13 protein-coding genes are annotated in these 17,498 nt (G+C 43.5%); 7 read left to right on the forward strand and 6 right to left on the reverse strand.

Features of this window, described 5'->3' with window-relative positions; all coding sequences use genetic code 11:
• Both B2X72_RS10160 and B2X72_RS10165 read right to left on the reverse strand, forming a co-directional pair.
• Positions 1-1,772, reverse strand: a 1,772-nt coding sequence (locus B2X72_RS10160) for a CHASE3 domain-containing protein (protein ID WP_286849478.1), incomplete at its 3' end; no start/stop codon positions are given.
• Positions 1,762-3,246, reverse strand: a complete 1,485-nt coding sequence (locus tag B2X72_RS10165) for a hybrid sensor histidine kinase/response regulator (RefSeq protein ID WP_088161413.1) — start codon at positions 3,244-3,246, stop codon at positions 1,762-1,764. The genes B2X72_RS10160 and B2X72_RS10165, both read right to left, overlap by 11 nt.
• Positions 3,247-3,389: 143 nt before the next feature.
• Here B2X72_RS10165 and B2X72_RS10170 point away from each other — a divergent pair, with 143 nt between their 5' ends.
• Genes B2X72_RS10170 through pdeM form a run of 4 tightly spaced genes read left to right on the forward strand, consistent with a single transcriptional unit; the run spans position 3,390 to position 9,127 of the window.
• Positions 3,390-4,388: a ligase-associated DNA damage response exonuclease gene (locus B2X72_RS10170; protein WP_088161412.1), complete on the forward strand. Its 999-nt coding sequence runs from the start codon at positions 3,390-3,392 to the stop codon at positions 4,386-4,388.
• An 8-nt stretch (positions 4,389-4,396) separates the two neighbouring features.
• Positions 4,397-5,977 (forward strand): ATP-dependent DNA ligase, encoded by a 1,581-nt coding sequence (locus B2X72_RS10175; RefSeq protein ID WP_286849480.1) that lies wholly within the window; start codon positions 4,397-4,399, stop codon positions 5,975-5,977.
• A 22-nt stretch (positions 5,978-5,999) separates the two neighbouring features.
• Positions 6,000-8,462 (forward strand): ligase-associated DNA damage response DEXH box helicase, encoded by a 2,463-nt coding sequence (locus tag B2X72_RS10180; RefSeq protein WP_286849482.1) that lies wholly within the window; start codon positions 6,000-6,002, stop codon positions 8,460-8,462.
• On the forward strand, positions 8,459-9,127 hold the full coding sequence (pdeM, locus tag B2X72_RS10185; protein WP_286849483.1) for a ligase-associated DNA damage response endonuclease PdeM: 669 nt from the start codon (positions 8,459-8,461) through the stop codon (positions 9,125-9,127). The genes B2X72_RS10180 and pdeM overlap by 4 nt, the downstream gene beginning before the upstream one ends.
• Before the next feature lie 29 nt (positions 9,128-9,156).
• On the opposite strand, the gene B2X72_RS10190 is transcribed toward pdeM, so the two are convergent.
• The 4 genes from B2X72_RS10190 to B2X72_RS10205 form a co-directional block, all read right to left on the reverse strand.
• Complete coding sequence (locus B2X72_RS10190; protein WP_075992433.1) at positions 9,157-10,119, reverse strand: helix-turn-helix transcriptional regulator; 963 nt, start codon at positions 10,117-10,119, stop codon at positions 9,157-9,159.
• 92 nt (positions 10,120-10,211) lie between these two features.
• Positions 10,212-11,003 (reverse strand): heme ABC transporter ATP-binding protein, encoded by a 792-nt coding sequence (locus tag B2X72_RS10195; protein WP_286849484.1) that lies wholly within the window; start codon positions 11,001-11,003, stop codon positions 10,212-10,214.
• A 33-nt stretch (positions 11,004-11,036) separates the two neighbouring features.
• Complete coding sequence (locus B2X72_RS10200) at positions 11,037-12,068, reverse strand: FecCD family ABC transporter permease (protein WP_286849486.1); 1,032 nt, start codon at positions 12,066-12,068, stop codon at positions 11,037-11,039.
• 5 nt (positions 12,069-12,073) lie between these two features.
• The gene (locus tag B2X72_RS10205) at positions 12,074-12,931 is read right to left on the reverse strand and encodes a heme/hemin ABC transporter substrate-binding protein (RefSeq protein WP_286849488.1); all 858 of its coding nucleotides are present in this window, start codon (positions 12,929-12,931) and stop codon (positions 12,074-12,076) included.
• 312 nt (positions 12,932-13,243) lie between these two features.
• Here B2X72_RS10205 and B2X72_RS10210 point away from each other — a divergent pair, with 312 nt between their 5' ends.
• Genes B2X72_RS10210 through B2X72_RS10220 form a run of 3 tightly spaced genes read left to right on the forward strand, consistent with a single transcriptional unit; the run spans position 13,244 to position 17,078 of the window.
• Positions 13,244-15,622, forward strand: a complete 2,379-nt coding sequence (locus B2X72_RS10210) for a TonB-dependent receptor (RefSeq protein ID WP_286849490.1) — start codon at positions 13,244-13,246, stop codon at positions 15,620-15,622.
• 47 nt (positions 15,623-15,669) lie between these two features.
• On the forward strand, positions 15,670-16,425 hold the full coding sequence (locus B2X72_RS10215; protein WP_286849492.1) for an HmuY family protein: 756 nt from the start codon (positions 15,670-15,672) through the stop codon (positions 16,423-16,425).
• A 29-nt stretch (positions 16,426-16,454) separates the two neighbouring features.
• The gene (locus B2X72_RS10220) at positions 16,455-17,078 is read left to right on the forward strand and encodes a hypothetical protein (protein ID WP_286849494.1); all 624 of its coding nucleotides are present in this window, start codon (positions 16,455-16,457) and stop codon (positions 17,076-17,078) included.
• Positions 17,079-17,498: the final 420 nt, after the last annotated feature.

The following is a 17,498-nucleotide window of genomic DNA, read 5'->3' on the forward strand; positions in this document are numbered from 1 at the left end:
ATTTTGGAAAGATCCAGAATCTCATCAATCAAGGTGAGCAAACTTGTCCCCGAACTTTGTATAACTTTGGCTGACTCAATCTGATCTGAATTCAGATTTTCCTCCACATTCTCGGACAATAAGCGCGACAATAATAAGATCGAGTTGAGTGGCGTACGAAGTTCATGGGACATATTAGCCAAAAATTCCGACTTATATTTGGTACTTAGCGCCAGCTCCTCAGCTTTTTGTTGGATCTCCTGATTCCGTTCCGCAATCATCAGATTCTTATCCTCAAGCAAACGCGAGCGTTCCTCCAGCTCTTGATTGGACTGCATCAGTTCCTCATGCTGCACTTTAAGTTCCTCCTCCGAAGATTGCAAACGCAATGTTTGCGCCTCCAATTCAGTATTTAAGCTTTCAAGCTCGGCATGTTGGGTTAATAGCTCTTCAGACTGCACCTGTGTTTCCTCCAATAAGGTCTGGATTTTCGCCCTTCCTTTTGCTGAAACTAGTGCAATCCCAATCTGTCGGGAACATTCACTCAAAAATGTCTTTTCCACTGCAGTAAAACTCTCCATTTGACCAACCTCCAATACACCCAGCACCTGATCATCAACCAGCATTGGTAAAAGCTGAATATGAGGTACATTGATTTTTCCGTTGGCAAAACTCACGAGATAGTCTGCCGTATTTAAATTATTCAAGGTCTTTGGTTCACGATCCGTAAATACCTGACCGATATATCCTTCGCCAGGTAAAAAATATTTTTGTACCTGTTTATCCAGTCCATACGTTCCTGCCAGCTCCAACCTTTCATTATTAAAGATATAGATTGCACCACTAACAGCCCCCATATATCCGATCAGGGTTTTGATAGAATCGACCGCAATCGTTTCTTCACTCTCATTCCCCACCAACCCAGTATAGAGTTTTGCATAACCGGCATGCAACCAGTCGTTATCTTTAAGTTGGTCAAAAGATTTCTTCAACGATTTGGACATTCGGTTGACCGATTTGGCTATTGCTCCCAAATCATCATCCTCTACCTCTTCTGCTTTGACGTCATATTCCCCCAATGCGATGCGATTGGTTATTTTTTGAACGAGATTTAATCGTCTTGAAATCGCTTCATCCTTGTCACGAAGTGATTTTTCTAGCAAAGCGCGCTTTTTGAAATCTGCCCGTAACCTGAAATAAAAATAGCTGGTAATAATGAGAGAAAGCAATGCACTGATAACGATAAAAAGTGTCGTGATAAACGACGAATTGTCCAGATTGGTAGATTTCTGATTGATTGTATCGTCTTCATTTTGGATAATGTCATTAATAATCGTGCGACATTTATCCATAGCCGATTTACTAACATCCAACTGAGCCAAGCTAACCACACCACCGTTTCTTTTAGTAGCGACGGCCTCCTTTAAGACTTCTATTCGCCATTGCGCAGCAGTTAACAGACTATCAACACGAACTTTTTGCACCGGATCCATCCTGGTCAGCGTCTCTATAGCCTTTAATTCTGTGGGCAAGCTTTCTAATGCTTTATTAAAAGGTTCTAAATAGCTTTCCTTTCCGGTCAGAAGAAAACCCCGGTTTCCTGTCTCAGCTCCTTGTAATGCATTGAGTAAATTATTGGATGTACTGATAATCTTCCTTGTCACACCAAGCTCCTCACGGTATTTATTTTGTTCCTGAATACCAACATAAGATGCAGTAGAACTTATCAGCAATATGACTAAGGAAAAACCTATTCCGACCGTTAGATTATTGAGTGTCTTACTATTTGGCATCTAGAGGTAAATTTAAAGGTAAGGTAAAATAAAATGTCGCGCCTTGTCCACCCGAACTTTCCACAGCAATGGTTCCATGATGGGCGCGAATAATTTCAGCACAGATATAAAGTCCTATCCCAAGCCCCTGAAAATCGAACGACGTTTCTTCCACACGATAAAATTTCTCAAACACATCACCTTGCTTCTCTTCTGGAATGCCGATCCCAAAATCTATTACACTTATTTTCACGTTGCTGTCTTCAATAGAGCAGTCAACAATTACTTTTTCAGTTCCAGCAGCATATTTATATGCATTCGTCAAAAAATTAACCAACACCTGCTCTAGACGGATCTCATCACCATAAATCTGTACGTCCGTAATATCCCCTTGCCGAAGAAGCTTCATACTGCTTTGGTCATGCGTTTGAACAATGGAGTCCACGGCACTCTTGACCATATGCTCGAGAGAAAATACCTTTTTATTGATCAGCAGCTTCCCATTATCGATCTTTGACAGATCCAAAAGATCAGAAATAAGACTGTTGAGTTTGTCAACTTGGCCCTGAACCCGGGTTACATACTTTGCCTCAGCACTTTCCTCCTCCAGCTTAAGTTTACGGTCGAGCAATTGCATATAGGCTTTAATACTTGTTAAAGGTGTTTTCAACTCGTGACTCGCGATACTCAGGAACTCATCTTTTTCCTTTTCCGCTTTTTTTTGAGCATCGATATCTGTAAAAGTCCCGACCCACTTACTCGCTCCATTCTCCAAAATTGGCCACACACGCAAAAGCTGATATAGGTATTCCCCACATGGCCTCCTTTGGATACGTACTTCCATTTCCAAGGGTTCTCCAGAACGAAGACTCGCTTGAAGCTCTTTTTCGATTGATTGATCGCCAGGATAGATCTGTGGGAATTTTGAGGCATCATCAGAAAACTGAAACCAGCGACCATTCACAAAATCAATATTTCCTGCACTGTCACAGGTAAAAGCAATTTGAGGCAAAGACTCCAAAAGCGTATGCAAATAGTCCACCTTAGACCGCAGTTCCTGCTGTGCCTGCTTGCGCCGTTCTACCTCAAGTTCTAAAGTTTGTTGAATATCTTTAAGCGCTTGGGTCTGTTCATACAGCCGATAAAATGTCTTAACTTTCAACATCAGGATGTCGGGATCCACAGGCTTGGTCACATAATCCAATCCACCCGAATCATAACCCTTGGTGATAAAGCGTTTATCCGTATTTACAGCAGACAAAAATATGATCGGAGTTTCCTTTGTTTTGCTAAATCCCGCTATATTTTCAGCGACTTCAAAGCCATCCATATCTGGCATCTGAACATCCAATATGATTAATGCATATTTATATTTTAAGATCTTTTTTAAAGCTTCTTCCCCTGATTGAGCGGTATCAACTTTAAAATTTTTGGATTCCAGTAATTTTTGCAAAGAGTAAATATTATCCGGATTATCATCAACAATTAATATCATAGTGTATTAAAACTTAGCATCAAGGTTAACAAATCTAAAAAAATTAACTGAATACCACCAATCGAATTACGGAAAACCGCTGGCAAAAAAAAAGCGCATGAAATAAGTAAAACTTTAGTCTGTCAAAGCCTGTTTTAACAAATATGATACGTTTTACATCAAAAGGCATATACTGCATTCCCGGTAAGTTTTATCTCGACCCATGGAAGCCTGTTGATTTGGCTGTTATTTCTCATGGCCATGCAGATCATGCCCACTGGGGAATGAAGAAGTACCTCTGTCATCATTTCACAGTCAATATACTTCGGAGCCGGATCGGTCCAGATATTCAAATCCAGGGAATCGCTTACAATGAACCTGTCCACATCAATGGTGTCAGAGTTTCCCTGCACCCCGCCGGACATATCATTGGTTCTGCCCAGATTCGCCTGGAGTATAAAGGTAAAGTCGTCGTATTTACTGGCGATTACAAAATTCAGGAGGATGGCTTATGTACACCATTTGAACCGATGAAATGCCATGAGCTCATTACAGAAAGTACTTTCGGTCTTCCGATTTATCGATGGGAGTCTGTAGCGGTACAAAATGAACGACTGCAATCTTGGATTAAGAACAACCAAAGCAATCATAAGACATCCGTATTTATAGGGTATTCGCTTGGAAAATCGCAGCGTATTCTAAATGCTGTACATGAAATGGGTCCAGTATATGTACATTACAGTATTGCTAAATTAAATGAGGCCTACAGCCAGGCAGGTGTAAAACTACCACCCTATCAGATTGCGGAAGTAAAATCAGCTCCAAAAGAACTAGACAAGCAGATTGTATTGCTTCCGCCAGCACTGCTGGACAGCCAGCTCCTTCAAAAAATACCCAATGTTGCCTATGCCATCTGTTCGGGCTGGATGCAAATCCGTGGGGCGCGACGATGGCGCAGCGCAGATGCTGGTTTTGCGATCAGTGACCACGCCGACTGGTCAGGTTTATTGCAGGCAGTACGTAGCAGTTCGGCCGAAAAAGTATATGTGACCCATGGGCAAACAGCTACCTTTGCCAAATATCTCAATGAAATCGGCATTGAAGCGGAAGAGGTCACCACACAGTATGGTGATGAAGAAGATCCCCAAGTCCAAACGACTTAAGATAGCTTATGAAAGAATTTGCAACATTGATACATGCTCTCGACAGCAGCAACAAGACCAATTTGAAAAAAGAGGCTGTTTTGCATTTTTTCAGGGAAGCCTCTGACAAAGATAAACTTTGGTTCCTCGCTTTGATGACGGGGAAAAGACCGAAACGGAGTATAGCGGTTAAAGACCTCAAAACCTGGACTTTAGAAATAACAGAAATTCCCGAATGGTTATTTATTGAATCCTATGCTGCCGTAGGTGATCTATCCGAAACCTTGGCTCTACTTTTGCCATCGGCATCGCAACTGATAGAAAAAAGCCTTAGCGACTGGATGGATGAAATCATTGCCTTACAAAATGCATCCATTGCAGAGAAAAAAGCTTTCGTTCTTCGATCCTGGAACGGGCTAAGCACCGTCGAGCGCTTTATTTTTAACAAACTTCTGGGCGGAAGCTTCCGTTTGGGCATTTCAGCAAAAGGCTTAATCAATGCCCTTGCTCAATATACAGGTACTGAGGCGAGTGCGGTAGCGCACAGCATCATGGGCGATTGGAATCCACATGAAGTCGAATTTGAAAAACTTATTCATGGAACGTATAGTGATACCAATCTTTCCAAACCTTATCCTTTCTGCCTCGCCTATCCTATTGAAAAAGAACCTGAAGAACTAGGTCCAATTAAGACATGGCAAGTCGAATATAAATGGGATGGAATACGCGGCCAGCTTATCAAGCGCAGCGGAGACATACACATCTGGTCACGCGGGGAAGAACTTGTTACAGCCCAGTTTCCCGAAATTACCACGGCGCTCAGTCAATGGAGCGGAAGCTTTGTGCTCGATGGAGAGATTCTCGCGGTTAAAGACGATCGTGTACTTAATTTTTCAGAACTACAAAAACGGATCAATCGCAAGACAATCCCAAAGGCTTTGCGTGAGGAAGTACCTATTGCAGTCTACCTTTATGATCTCTTGGAACTGAATGGAATGGATCTCCGCCAGGAGCCACTTGCATACAGGCGTGTACAGCTGGAAGAACTTTATGCAGCCAATCCAGGTACCGTATTAAAACTATCATCGCTGATAAATGCCGAGGACTGGACAGCCCTTCAACAAATCCAAACTGCAGCACGCGAGCTTAACAGTGAGGGTATCATGCTCAAGAAAATGGATTCACCTTATTACGCCGGTCGCAAAAAAGGAGGCTGGTGGAAGTGGAAAGTCAATCCGATGAGTATAGATGCTGTACTCATCTACGCACAAAAAGGTAGCGGTCGCCGGAGTGCACATTACACAGATTATACCTTTGCCGTAAAAGATGGAGATCAGTTGGTCACGATCGCTAAAGCCTATTCGGGACTTACAGACAAAGAAATCCTTGAAGTAAGCCGGTTTGTCAAACAAAATTCACTGGAAAAATTTGGCCCCGTCCGCACGGTTAGACCCGAACTTGTCTTTGAGATTGCCTTTGAAGGGATAGGATACAGCAAAAGACACAAATCTGGCGTAGCATTACGCTTCCCAAGGATTTTACGCTGGCGAAAGGACAAAACAGCGGCAGAGATCGACACCCTTGAAGATATAAAACAATTGATTCAATAAAAATTTGAGACGATAAAACAGCGTGAACGAGAAGATAGCACATAGTGAAGGATTTCGAATTGTCAACAATTATTTCGAATCCCAGGGAAATGTTCCCTTTAGCTTTCAGACCAAGGCCTGGGATAAATACGCGCAGGGATATAGCGGACTAGTTATTGCACCAACAGGATTTGGAAAAACCTTTTCATTATTTATGGCGGTACTGATAGACTTTCTTAATCACCCGGATCAGCACCAAAAGGGTTTGAAGCTACTTTGGGTAACACCCTTACGCTCATTGGCTAAAGATCTTGCACGAGCAATGCAAAAGGCCATAGACGATATTGGGCTGGACTGGGTCGTTCAGGTTCGCAATGGCGACACCAATCCGAAAGTAAAAGCGCAACAGACGCGATCGATGCCCGATATTCTGCTCGTCACACCCGAAAGTCTTCATTTGCTGCTCGCACAAAAACAACGGGATAAGTATTTCAAAAATCTCCGGTGTATCACGGTGGACGAATGGCATGAACTGATGGGCAACAAACGTGGTGTTATGGTCGAACTGGCGCTCGCCTTCCTCAAGTCGCACTATAAAAAGATGCGCGTTTGGGGGATCACTGCCACCATAGGCAATCTCGAGGAAGCTATGGAGGTCCTGTTGCCAACAGAAAAAAAACGTATCCAAATTGTCGCTAAAGAGAAAAAGAAGATAGCGATCAAACCAATTTACCCCAGCAAAGTGGAACTATTGCCCTGGGCAGGACACCTCGGTGGCAACCTAGCAGACCAGGTCGTCCCCATTATACTCCAGAGCAAAAGCACAATCCTATTTACCAACACACGCAGCCAAAGCGAAATGTGGTATCAGCTCCTTTTACAGGCACATCCAGATTTTGCCGGACAAATCGCCTTACACCACAGCTCTATCGATGCCAATATCCGCGAATGGATCGAAGATAATCTCAGCAGCGGCAAACTTAAAGCAGTCGTGTCGACCTCTTCCTTGGACTTAGGGGTAGATTTCAAACCCGTTGATACAGTCATCCAGATTGGCTCGAGTAAAGGTGTAGCCCGGTTTATGCAACGCGCTGGAAGAAGCGGCCATAGCCCTTACGAAACCTCTACGATTTATTTCGTCCCTACGCACTCCCTGGAGCTCATCGAGGTCGCCGCACTGAAGGAGGCCGTAAAAACGCAGACGATCGAAAACCGGGATCCCATGGTTCAAACTTTCGATGTGCTTGTTCAATTCATGGTAACCATCGCCCTGGGCGGGGGATTTCGTTCGGAAGAACTGCATGCGATCGTCGCCAATACCCATGCCTTTCGCTACATGGATACGGAAGAATGGCAATGGTGCATGTATTTTATTACCGCGGGTGGAAAAATAGGCAAACGCTACGAAGAATTTCACAAGGTTATTCAAGATGAAGAAGGCAAATGGATCATCAAAAATCGTCGCCTGGCACTTCTGCATCGACTCAATATAGGCGCTATTGTAGGGGACGCCATGATGCGCGTGAAGTTCCTCTCCGGTGGTTATATCGGCATGATCGAAGAATATTTTATCAGTAAACTCAAAAAAGGCGAGCGATTTATTCTTGCGGGACGCGTCCTGGAACTTGTGATGGTCAAGGAAATGACCGTATTCGTAAGAAACTCGTCGGGTAAAGCCATTACTCCAAGCTGGCTCGGGGGCAGACTTCCCTTATCGTCCAATTTAAGCCATTTCCTTCGTAAAAAATTGGCAGCAGCAACAGGAGCTCCTTCCAGTGAAAAAGAGCTTCATTTCCTGGCACCATTGATCGAAAAACAGACCGAACTTTCGGCCGTGCCTAGCGAAGCGGAATTTCTTGTCGAACATATCAAAACAAGAGAAGGATATCATCTCTTTTTCTACCCTTTGGAGGGTAGACTGATCCATGAGGTCATGGCAGCGCTCGTCGCCTATCGCATCAGCAAATTGTACCCCATCAGTTTTTCCATGGCCATGAATGATTATGGTTTCGAACTCTATTCCGACAAGGACATCCAACTGAGCCAATCACAGCTCGAAGAGGTCTTGAGCCGTAAAAATCTGATGGAAGATGTTATCAGCAGCATCAACTCCGCAGAAATGGCCAGCCGTAAATTTAGAGATATTGCTGTCATTTCGGGATTGGTGGTTCAAAATTATCCGGGTACACAGCAAAACAATAAATCCCTACAGGCTTCATCCGGAATTATTTTCAAGGTATTAATGGAGCACGACCCGAGCAACCTACTCCTCAAACAAGCTTTTAGCGAAGTGTTCAACCAACAATTGGAAGAATATCGTTTAATAAAAGCATTCGACAGGATAAACAATAGTAAAATACGTTATACCTTTGTCGAAGAGTACACGCCACTGAGCTTTCCGATCAAGGTCGATAGCCTGCGGCAGTCGCTGTCGAGCGAAGCACTGATCGAGCGTATCCAACGGATGGAAAAGGCCAACATGCAAAAAAAGAAACGTAGAAAATGAAGATCAAAGAGCAAACAATTACCTTTAATAAGCAGCAATTAATCCTTAACAATCAACGATCTATATTTTGGAAATCAGAAAAAACACTGATTCTATCCGATCTGCATCTTGGCAAAGCAGCACATTTCAGAAAGCACGGTATTGCAATCCCCATGGATACCACAATAGCCGATCTCAATCGACTCGAGCGCCTAGTGGATTATTATCAGCCCGTTCAGGTTATTGTTGTTGGAGATTTGGTTCATGCAGGTATCAATCAAGAAGTGCTACTATTGGAACAATTCAAAACGAGATATCCAACGCTTCTCCTCCACTTGGTCAAAGGAAACCATGATCGCCTGTCGAAACAAATGACTGATCGATTTAACATCCACCAACATGACGAAATCTTTGAACTGCAGCAGATACAATTTAAACACCACCCCATCGATGCGGAAGATCAATCTTCCTTCAGGATTAGCGGCCATCTGCATCCAGGAGTCAGTCTTGTCATACCACCGAGACGGCAGTTACGCTTACCCTGTTTTATGGTTTCTGATCATCAAATTATCCTGCCTGCATTTAGTAAGTTTACAGGGCTAGACAGTAAGGAATTATCTACAGCGTATCAATGTTATGCAATCACAGATGACCTGATCTTTCCGATCCAAAAAAACAGATTATAAAAACGTTTTATGACATTTTGAATTCACCATTACATCTTGAGCTCTCCAGGTGAGATACCGTAATACTTTTTAAAAGCACTGCTAAAATTATTCTGATGACCATAGCCCGTCAACAGCGCCACCTCATAGACCGTCATTTTATCTTCGAGCAGATAACTTTTGGCTTTTTCCATGCGCACCCGTGTGAGGTAGTCGTGAATGGTCACTGAAAAATATTCCTTAAAGTCCTTACGCAGTTTGCTTTCACTCGTCAGCACCTCTGCTGCCAGTTCTTTTTGCGTTGGTGGATTGGCAATACGCTGTTCAAGAATCTGCCGTGCCATCTCCAACCTTTGCACATCCTCCTCATGAAAGAGTGAATCGCTGCTTTCGGTCTTCTCGTTATATTGCTCGAACTGATACATCAATAGTTCAACAACACGGGACTCCGTATGTAATCGACGGATCTCCCCTTTCTTTTTAGATTCAATCAGCTCAGTTATGGTATGCTGCATCTCGTAGGTTGCCATCAGATCCTCCTCCGAAAACGACACATACTCTCCCTTTTCGATCTCATGCACAAATTGCTGGTGCAATAACGAATCGCGTTTAATCAGATTGAGGTAATACTCTTTGGAAATAACAGCTATAAAATACGTGTATTCAATACCGGGTTCCACTTCATGAATGGATTTGACAGAAGGAATGTAGCGTATATTATGCCGGCTCATGCCGTAAGGCAATTTGCTATCTGTCGGCTTAAAGAAAATAAACTGGCTGGTTATGGTTTCGCCCTCGATCTCCGTAAGCACCTGTACTGGCCGATCAAACTGCATTTTCGAATGCAAGATAAACAATCCTGAAGTCGATAGCTGAAAATTCTCCATATGGACAGGATCTTTGGATATGGATATCCTATTTTCCACCAAAGGTTTGTCGGGAACATAGCCATCCGGAATTTCTTCTTCAAAAAGCCAATCTGCCAACTCTACTATTTTACTTTTCACCAACATGATTACAAATCCTAAATAAGCCTGAAGCAGTTAAAATTAACGAAATAAGATGGTATTCTAAAAATTATTTATAATCTTTCTAAATAACACGGTTAATCCAAGTCAATATCCATTTCCTCCAACTGAACATAGGGTTTCAATGTTCTTGGATTCATAATGACATTGGACTCGACCGAAAAAATGGTATAGATCTCCTTTTGAGCCAATACTTCCACCGGGGTACCATGAAAGAGCTTTCGGCCATTTTTGAGCATCAGAATACGATCGGCATACATGGCGGCAAAATTGACGTCGTGCACAATCAGCACCACCATAAATCCTTTTCGGGCAAGTGCCCGCGCAATGGCGAGTACTTTCTGCTGATAATGCAGATCCAATGCCGAAATCGGTTCATCCAATAACAACAACGCATCCGGATTATCCCATATCTGCGCTAAGATCCGTGCAAGATGAACACGCTGCTGTTCACCACCAGAAAGGCTCAAAAAATCCCGTTCAGCAAAAGCAGATACCCCACAAAGTTCCATGGTTTCGGCCACGATCTTATAGTCCTGTTGCTTTGGACTATTCTTATAATGCGGATACCGCCCCATCAGCACAATTTCTTCCACGTTAAAACTCAATGTCATCTGCTGCTGTTGGCTCAGTAAAGCCCTGCATTTGGCCAAAGCCGCGGGCTCGTATGCCGACAGTGCCTTGCCATTGAGATGAATAGCTCCCGAATCCGGCTTTTTTTCACCACAAAGCACTCCCATCAGCGTCGATTTACCCGCGCCATTGGCTCCTAGGATTGCTAGAATTTCTCCTTTGCGCACCTGAAAGGTAATATCCTTCAGGAGCTTTCGTCCGTTCACTTCGTAGTTGATCTTCTCTACACGTAGCATAATGCGATTATTTTTTAAGCCTCTGCCAAAAGACTATTTATCTTTGATTAAAATATACAAGAATACCGGTGTACCCAGTAAAGCTGTAATCACGCCGATGGGCAATTCGATGGGGGCCACAGCGACCCGTGCAATCACGTCTGCCAATGTCAACACCAGTGCCCCTAATAGTAATGAACCAGGAAGCACAAATCGGTGATCCGCCCCACCCATCAGGCGAACTGTATGTGGAACAATCAATCCCACAAAACCAATAATACCCGACACCGCAACGGATGCTCCCACAGCAAGCGTGGATAAGACAACCACCCAGCGTTTGACGCGATCGGTACGCATACCCAAAAGATCTGCCTGCAACTCCCCGAGCGAAAAAGCATTCAATGACTTTCCAAAAAAAGGCAAGATCAGCACCGGGATCAAAATAAATGGCGCCAAAGCCCTTAGGTTATCCCAAGTAGCCCCGCCAAGACTGCCCAGCATCCAAAAAGTGATGGTACGTAACTGTTGCTCCGTCGACATATAAGTCATCAACCCTGTCAGCGCACCGGCAAAGGCATTGATGGCAATACCTGCCAACAACATCGTCGTCACGTTTGGACGGCCATTTTTACTGGCGATACGGTAAACCAAAAAAGCGGTTAAACCAGCGCCCACAAAAGCACCAAACGCCAATATATAATATCCAATCCATGCCGCTAAAGAGGTGAAAAGAAAAGTCTCAAAGGCAATGATCAGTACTGCAAAAAGGGACGCTCCAGAAGAAATCCCGATCAATCCGGGCTCTGCCAATGGGTTGCGGAATATACCCTGGATCGCAGCACCCGATATACCTAGTGCTGCACCCACCAAAAGTCCGAGCAAAAGACGCGGCATACGAATCTCAAAAAGAACATCTCCTTGCATATTGTGCACAGCTTCGGCACTCCCCAAGTGCAATTTTTGCGTCAACATCGTTAAGATATCAGCGGACGGAATATGGTAGGCCCCCATCCCCAAGGCAACAATACTTACAACACCCAATACCAGGCCCAAAGCCAATAGGATAAATTTCTGTTTCTTTTGCACCGGCTTTATTTTGAATCCATCACTTTTCCAAATCCACGGTGCAATTCTAAGATTGCGTCTGGCAGCCGGTTACTGAAATTTACCAGTAGTGAGGCATTCATCACCAAGATACGGTCGTTTTTACCCGCATTTGTAATACGCATGCCCGGCAATTTGAGGATAGCATCCTGACCGCCAAGGCTACTCGCGCCAAAATCAAATAGCAACACAATATCTGGATTGGCCTGCACCAGCGCTTCCGTCGTATAGGGTTTGAAATCCGAAAATTCCTGAACCGCATTTTTGCCACCAGCCAGATTAATCATCGCATCCAAGCTACTGCCCTTACCTGCCACACTCATGGTACCTGTACCACGCGCATATAAAAACAATACTTTGGGTGCCGCTTTACCCTGATTTTCCTTCTTTACTAATTCCATGGTATGATCCAAGCTTACTTTCGTGCGGGAAACCAGATTTTTACCGGCAGCAGATTCACCGACGGCATCTGCGACCTCCTGGATGTAACGAAGTGCACCCGGAACAGAGTAGTTTGGCTTAATGGAGACAAACTTCACACCAGCCGCACGAATCTGCTGAATGACCGATTTGGATACGTCGCCTTCATTCGCAATGACGATGCTTGGTTTAAAAGATAACAGACCTTCGGCCGATACCGACCGATTCTTGCTTACCCTCGGCAAGGCTGCAGCCGCTTTGGGCGATATACTTGTCACATCGGTAGCGACCATGCGCTCGCCTACTCCCAGCCCGTAGATCGTTTCGGTCAACGAACTGTTTAACGTAATGATTCTCTGCTGTGCCGTCGCCCATCCACCGATTTGCATCACAAAACACAGTATAACAACATAAAATCTACTCATCGTAATTCTTTATCTCCATGATGGCGATAGCGGATTTCCAGGAATGGTTTTCGCATCTCGCCGTTCAACTTGAGTACAAAACAAATCAATAATCAGTCTAAATACAAATTATATCGAATCTTTTAGAATAGCACGCTGCAACGCAAAAAGAACTATAAGACACTACTAAACAAGAATATACCCCTTAAAATAAACTACTTTTCAGTCCATAAAAAACGGATTAAATAGAATTTATGACATTTTGCATAGAGAAAAATTCAGACGGATTACCGTTTTTTGTAACATTATTTAGAATTAGTAAAAATAAAAATAGTGTTTATAAGCATCTCATCTTTTCGAACAAGCACCCTGATCGCCTTATGCGCCTGCCAGGTTTATACCCTGCAAGCACAGGAAAAATGGAAAATCTCCGGTGTATTGAAAAACGAATCCAATAAAGGCGTAGCCAATGCGACCGTATATCTTTATCCGGACAAATATGCTTTTAAAACAGATACTGCAGGAAGATTTCAATTCACCCAGCTCTATGCGGGACGCTACGAATTACAGGTACAGGCCATGGGTTATCAGCAGTACCGCCAAGTTATCGATTTGGAAGACAAAAATCAGCAGTTGAACATTGTGTTAAAAGCTGAAGAACGGCAGATGGATGTAGTTGATGTGCAGGGTAAAGTGCAGGCTGTAGACAATCTCGTTAAGGCCGAAAATGCCGCCATGCCCGTAAAAGTCATCACCAAACGTGAAATTGAGCTTATGGGCAGCCGTCGTCTGGATGAAGTTTTAAAAGAACAGACGGGTATTGCCATCGTCAACGATATTGCCGGAGGCTCCAGAGCCGTCGGTGTACAGATCCAGGGATTCAGCAGCAACTACGTGATGGTCCTTGTAGACGGGCAACCTATGCTGGGACGCAACAGTGGCAACTTTGACCTGTCCCGTATCTCGGTGACCAACATCGAGCGTATCGAAATCATCAAGGGCGCATCCTCCTGCTTATACGGCAGTGACGCATTAGGTGGTGCGATCAATATCATTACACGCCATGGTGCAATCACACCACAGGCACAGGCATCGCTTCTTTACGGCAGTCTCAATACCGTTGATGCAACGCTGGAAGCAGAAACACCTTTTGCTAATCAACGCGGGAGCGCCGTTTTTTCGGGCAATTACTACCGCACGGATGGTTTTAATACCGACAAGCAGTATCTGGACTCCAAGAGCACCACTTTCCCCCCCTATACCAACTACAGTTTTCAGGGGCGAGTACGTTATCGTACAAGCAAAAATGGGACTTTTGGCGTTACAGGACGTTATGCAGCCCGAGAATCTGAAATGATCAATGCATGGTCCGAATCGGCCACATTACAGGATAAACAAAAAGATCAGGACATCAACCTTTCGGCAAGTTACGACCATAATTTCGAGTCGGGACTGCGCAGTATGACTCGTTACTATTTCTCGCGTTTCCACTCCCAGATTGCCGCACAATGGTTGCAACAAGGTATTGTTGCAAGTGCCGAGCAATTCGGTCAGAATGTACACCGCATTGAACAGCAATTTGCGTATAGCCCCGCACAACAGGTCAAACTTACCGGTGGTATAGGTGGTAGTCTTGAACTGATGGACAACCAGGATCTGGATGCCAAGCGCTCTTTGAACAGCGCATTTGCCTATTTGCAGACTGAATGGAAACCTGTAGACCGCTTATTGACGACGCTGGGTCTACGCTACGATCAGACCAATGTCTACAATGGCCATCTGAGTCCAAGTTTGGGTTTACAATACCATGTCAGTCCTACACTTTTGATCAAAGGTGGTATCGGAGCCGGATTTAAAGCACCCGACTATAAGATGCGCTATCAGGTCTTTTTCAATCCAGCAGCCAACTATCTGGTCGTCGGTTCAGAGCGCGTAGCCGATGTGATTGCAGCCATGGATCAAGCCGGAGAACTGAGTTATAAAAACAGCTATATGCTCAATTTAGTGGCGGGTAACCTCAAAGCCGAAACCAGCATTTCAAACAATATTGGACTTACCTGGAGTCCGTCCAATAGATTTCAGGCCGATTTCTCGGTCTTCTACCATCGGATCAACAATCAGATCAACACAGTCAGTGTGGGTAACGGGACCAAAGTAGCACAGATCTATAGCTACCGCAACCTGCCCAAAGCCATGAATAAAGGATTCGAAGTTTCATTGACCTATCAGGCAACCAAAGATCTGCAATTGTCGATGGGTTATCAATACCTGATTGCCAAAGACCTGAGTGTTTTGGATAGTATTGCCAAGGGAAGTTACCCCTATAACCAGATCAACGATCCCGCTACAGGCGAATATCGCCAGAGCAAAAAATCAGATTATTGGGGTATTGAGGACCGTTCGAGACACATGTTCAATGCAAAAGCCCAATACGAATATAAACCCTGGGGCGTCAATGTCAATGCGCGTGTCAATTTCAGAAGTGCCACACCTTTTCAGGAATATAATGGCAACCAGTTTATCGACAAATATGACATCTTTATTCCCTATCACACACTGGTGAATATGACGGTAGAAAAGAGTCTGATGAACCGCAGATTGACACTGCGTCTGATCGGTGACAATCTATTCAATTTTACAAGCCGTTATTTACTTGGGCAACCTGGACGGGTTATTATGGGCGGCGTCAGCTACCGTTGGATAAAAGAATAATAAGGACTAATGAACAAGAATTTAGCACACAAAGTACAAGATAAAAGATGAGAACGATTCGCATGATTATTGGAGAATGTAGCATCTGGCTTTCCTTTCACAAGATTGGCCGTTGTATTTTTTCAGTACTATTGTTATTGACAGTGGTATCCTGTGGGAAAGACAAAGACTACACGATCGGATTAGAAGATGGCAAAAGTACCTTGATCAAAGATCTTGCTGGCGATACCGATGCAGCCATGGGTGAAGGTACTGAAGGGAAAGAGCAAAGACCATTTTTTATATTTCTTTTTCGTTTTAAAGACCAAAAGCAAATATGGGTTAAGACCAAAGCCGATTCTGCGCAGTGGCTTAAAACAAAAGATTGGGATATTGCCTTTACAGGTCCTTACAATTCGGAGATCTATGTGAACAATGCCCAGCATGAATACAATCCAGGTTATGGCGGCCAGGCAAATAATACCGCTGTGGTTTTACTGCGACAAGCCTATCAGAGTGTCACTGTGGCCCCTTCGGATGAAGAGTTTAATAAAAGTGAAGTAAACAAAATTGGCTGGGCAGCAACCGATGGTTCGGATGGCTGGTTTCGCTATAGTTTGAGCACCCATATTATGCAGGCGCTCCCCAATCGTACCTATGCAATTCGCTTACCCGATGGCAAATATGCCAAATTACAACTGATCAATGCCTATAAGGGAAATCCTGCGGCGGTAACCAACCTCAATTGGCCCGCCCCGTACTATACATTTAAATATTATGTACAGCAGGATGGCAGCAAAGATTTAAATACAAACACATTATAATAAGGAAAAATTACACAATTAAATTAAAGATGAATAGATTATTTACAACAGCAGCACTACTATGTGCATTGAGTTTAGGTTTTACTTCTTGTAGCAAGGATGAGGCAGTGGTAGAGGAGCCAACCGAGCAACCAGAAGAAAAGCCTGAGGACCCAAAACTTAGTGATGAGACAGCTGTTTCTGCAACTGCAACAATCGCAGTTCCTTCTGGCGTAAAGACTTTTTATGATTTTAAAACAAATACTGTTCAGGAAGAAGCTAAGAGTATGATCAATCTTTCGGGAATGTATGGTTCAACTTTGCAAAACACTTCATCAGATAATTATAAAATGGGCTATTTTGATCAGGCAAACACGAGTATTGAAAAGCTGACACTAGCATCGGTATTAACTGCCAACATCACTTTGACTGACAAACTCGGTATTGATGCATCAAGTGCCGGAGCACCAGTGACAGGCCCAACATGGATTATCTATGATTTTGCAAACAATCATGCTGTCTACCCTACTGCCAATCGGTATATCGTAATGTACAAAGGTGAGAAATTGAATAACGAAGCAGATGAGCTTTATGTAATTCAAGCAGGCGGCATTACTGCAGCTAGTGGAAATGCAACCTATAACATCAATTTTAAAAAATTTATTAAACAGTAGTAAACTGAAATATAAGTTTGAGAAAGTCTAAAGAAACTTACTAGCATAGCAGCTGGTTAAAATTCCAGCTGCTTTTGTTAACCCAAAATCAAAAACCGAAAAAAATATATTAAATACCAATTTTCATACACACTTTATCAGCAAAAGATTTTATCTTTACTATTATTTAGAATAATTTTAAATAAAAATAACACACTAACTACCTTACTACTATAAGCATACAAAGGGACAAGGTATCAATTAACACAAAAAAACTAGTAACAATGAAAATAAAGAAACGCAGCAACCTATTAAAATTCATACCTGTATTGGCATTTTTAATTGTGTTGGGGTCTTGTAGCAAAAGCGAGCCCACAGTAGTAGAGCCTGAACCAGATCCTGTTGCACCAGAAGCTATGTTCAACCGCTTGATTACGGTTA

The sequence above is a fragment of the Sphingobacterium sp. UBA7253 genome, assembly GCF_002472745.1.
Classification (GTDB): Bacteria; Bacteroidota; Bacteroidia; order Sphingobacteriales; family Sphingobacteriaceae; genus Sphingobacterium; species Sphingobacterium siyangense.

Excerpts from the sequence above, each read along its gene's own strand:
- B2X72_RS10170 (WP_088161412.1), top strand. The coding sequence starts at position 3,390 with ATGATACGTTTTACATCAAAAGGCATATACTGCATTCCCGGTAAGTTT.
- B2X72_RS10175 (WP_286849480.1), top strand. The coding sequence starts at position 4,397 with ATGAAAGAATTTGCAACATTGATACATGCTCTCGACAGCAGCAACAAG.
- B2X72_RS10215 (WP_286849492.1), top strand. The coding sequence starts at position 15,670 with ATGAGAACGATTCGCATGATTATTGGAGAATGTAGCATCTGGCTTTCC.
- B2X72_RS10190 (WP_075992433.1), bottom strand. The coding sequence starts at position 10,119 with ATGTTGGTGAAAAGTAAAATAGTAGAGTTGGCAGATTGGCTTTTTGAA.
- B2X72_RS10195 (WP_286849484.1), bottom strand. The coding sequence starts at position 11,003 with ATGCTACGTGTAGAGAAGATCAACTACGAAGTGAACGGACGAAAGCTC.
- B2X72_RS10205 (WP_286849488.1), bottom strand. The coding sequence starts at position 12,931 with ATGAGTAGATTTTATGTTGTTATACTGTGTTTTGTGATGCAAATCGGT.
- B2X72_RS10165 (WP_088161413.1), bottom strand. The coding sequence starts at position 3,246 with ATGATATTAATTGTTGATGATAATCCGGATAATATTTACTCTTTGCAA.
- B2X72_RS10220 (WP_286849494.1), top strand. The coding sequence starts at position 16,455 with ATGAATAGATTATTTACAACAGCAGCACTACTATGTGCATTGAGTTTA.
- pdeM (WP_286849483.1), top strand. The coding sequence starts at position 8,459 with ATGAAGATCAAAGAGCAAACAATTACCTTTAATAAGCAGCAATTAATC.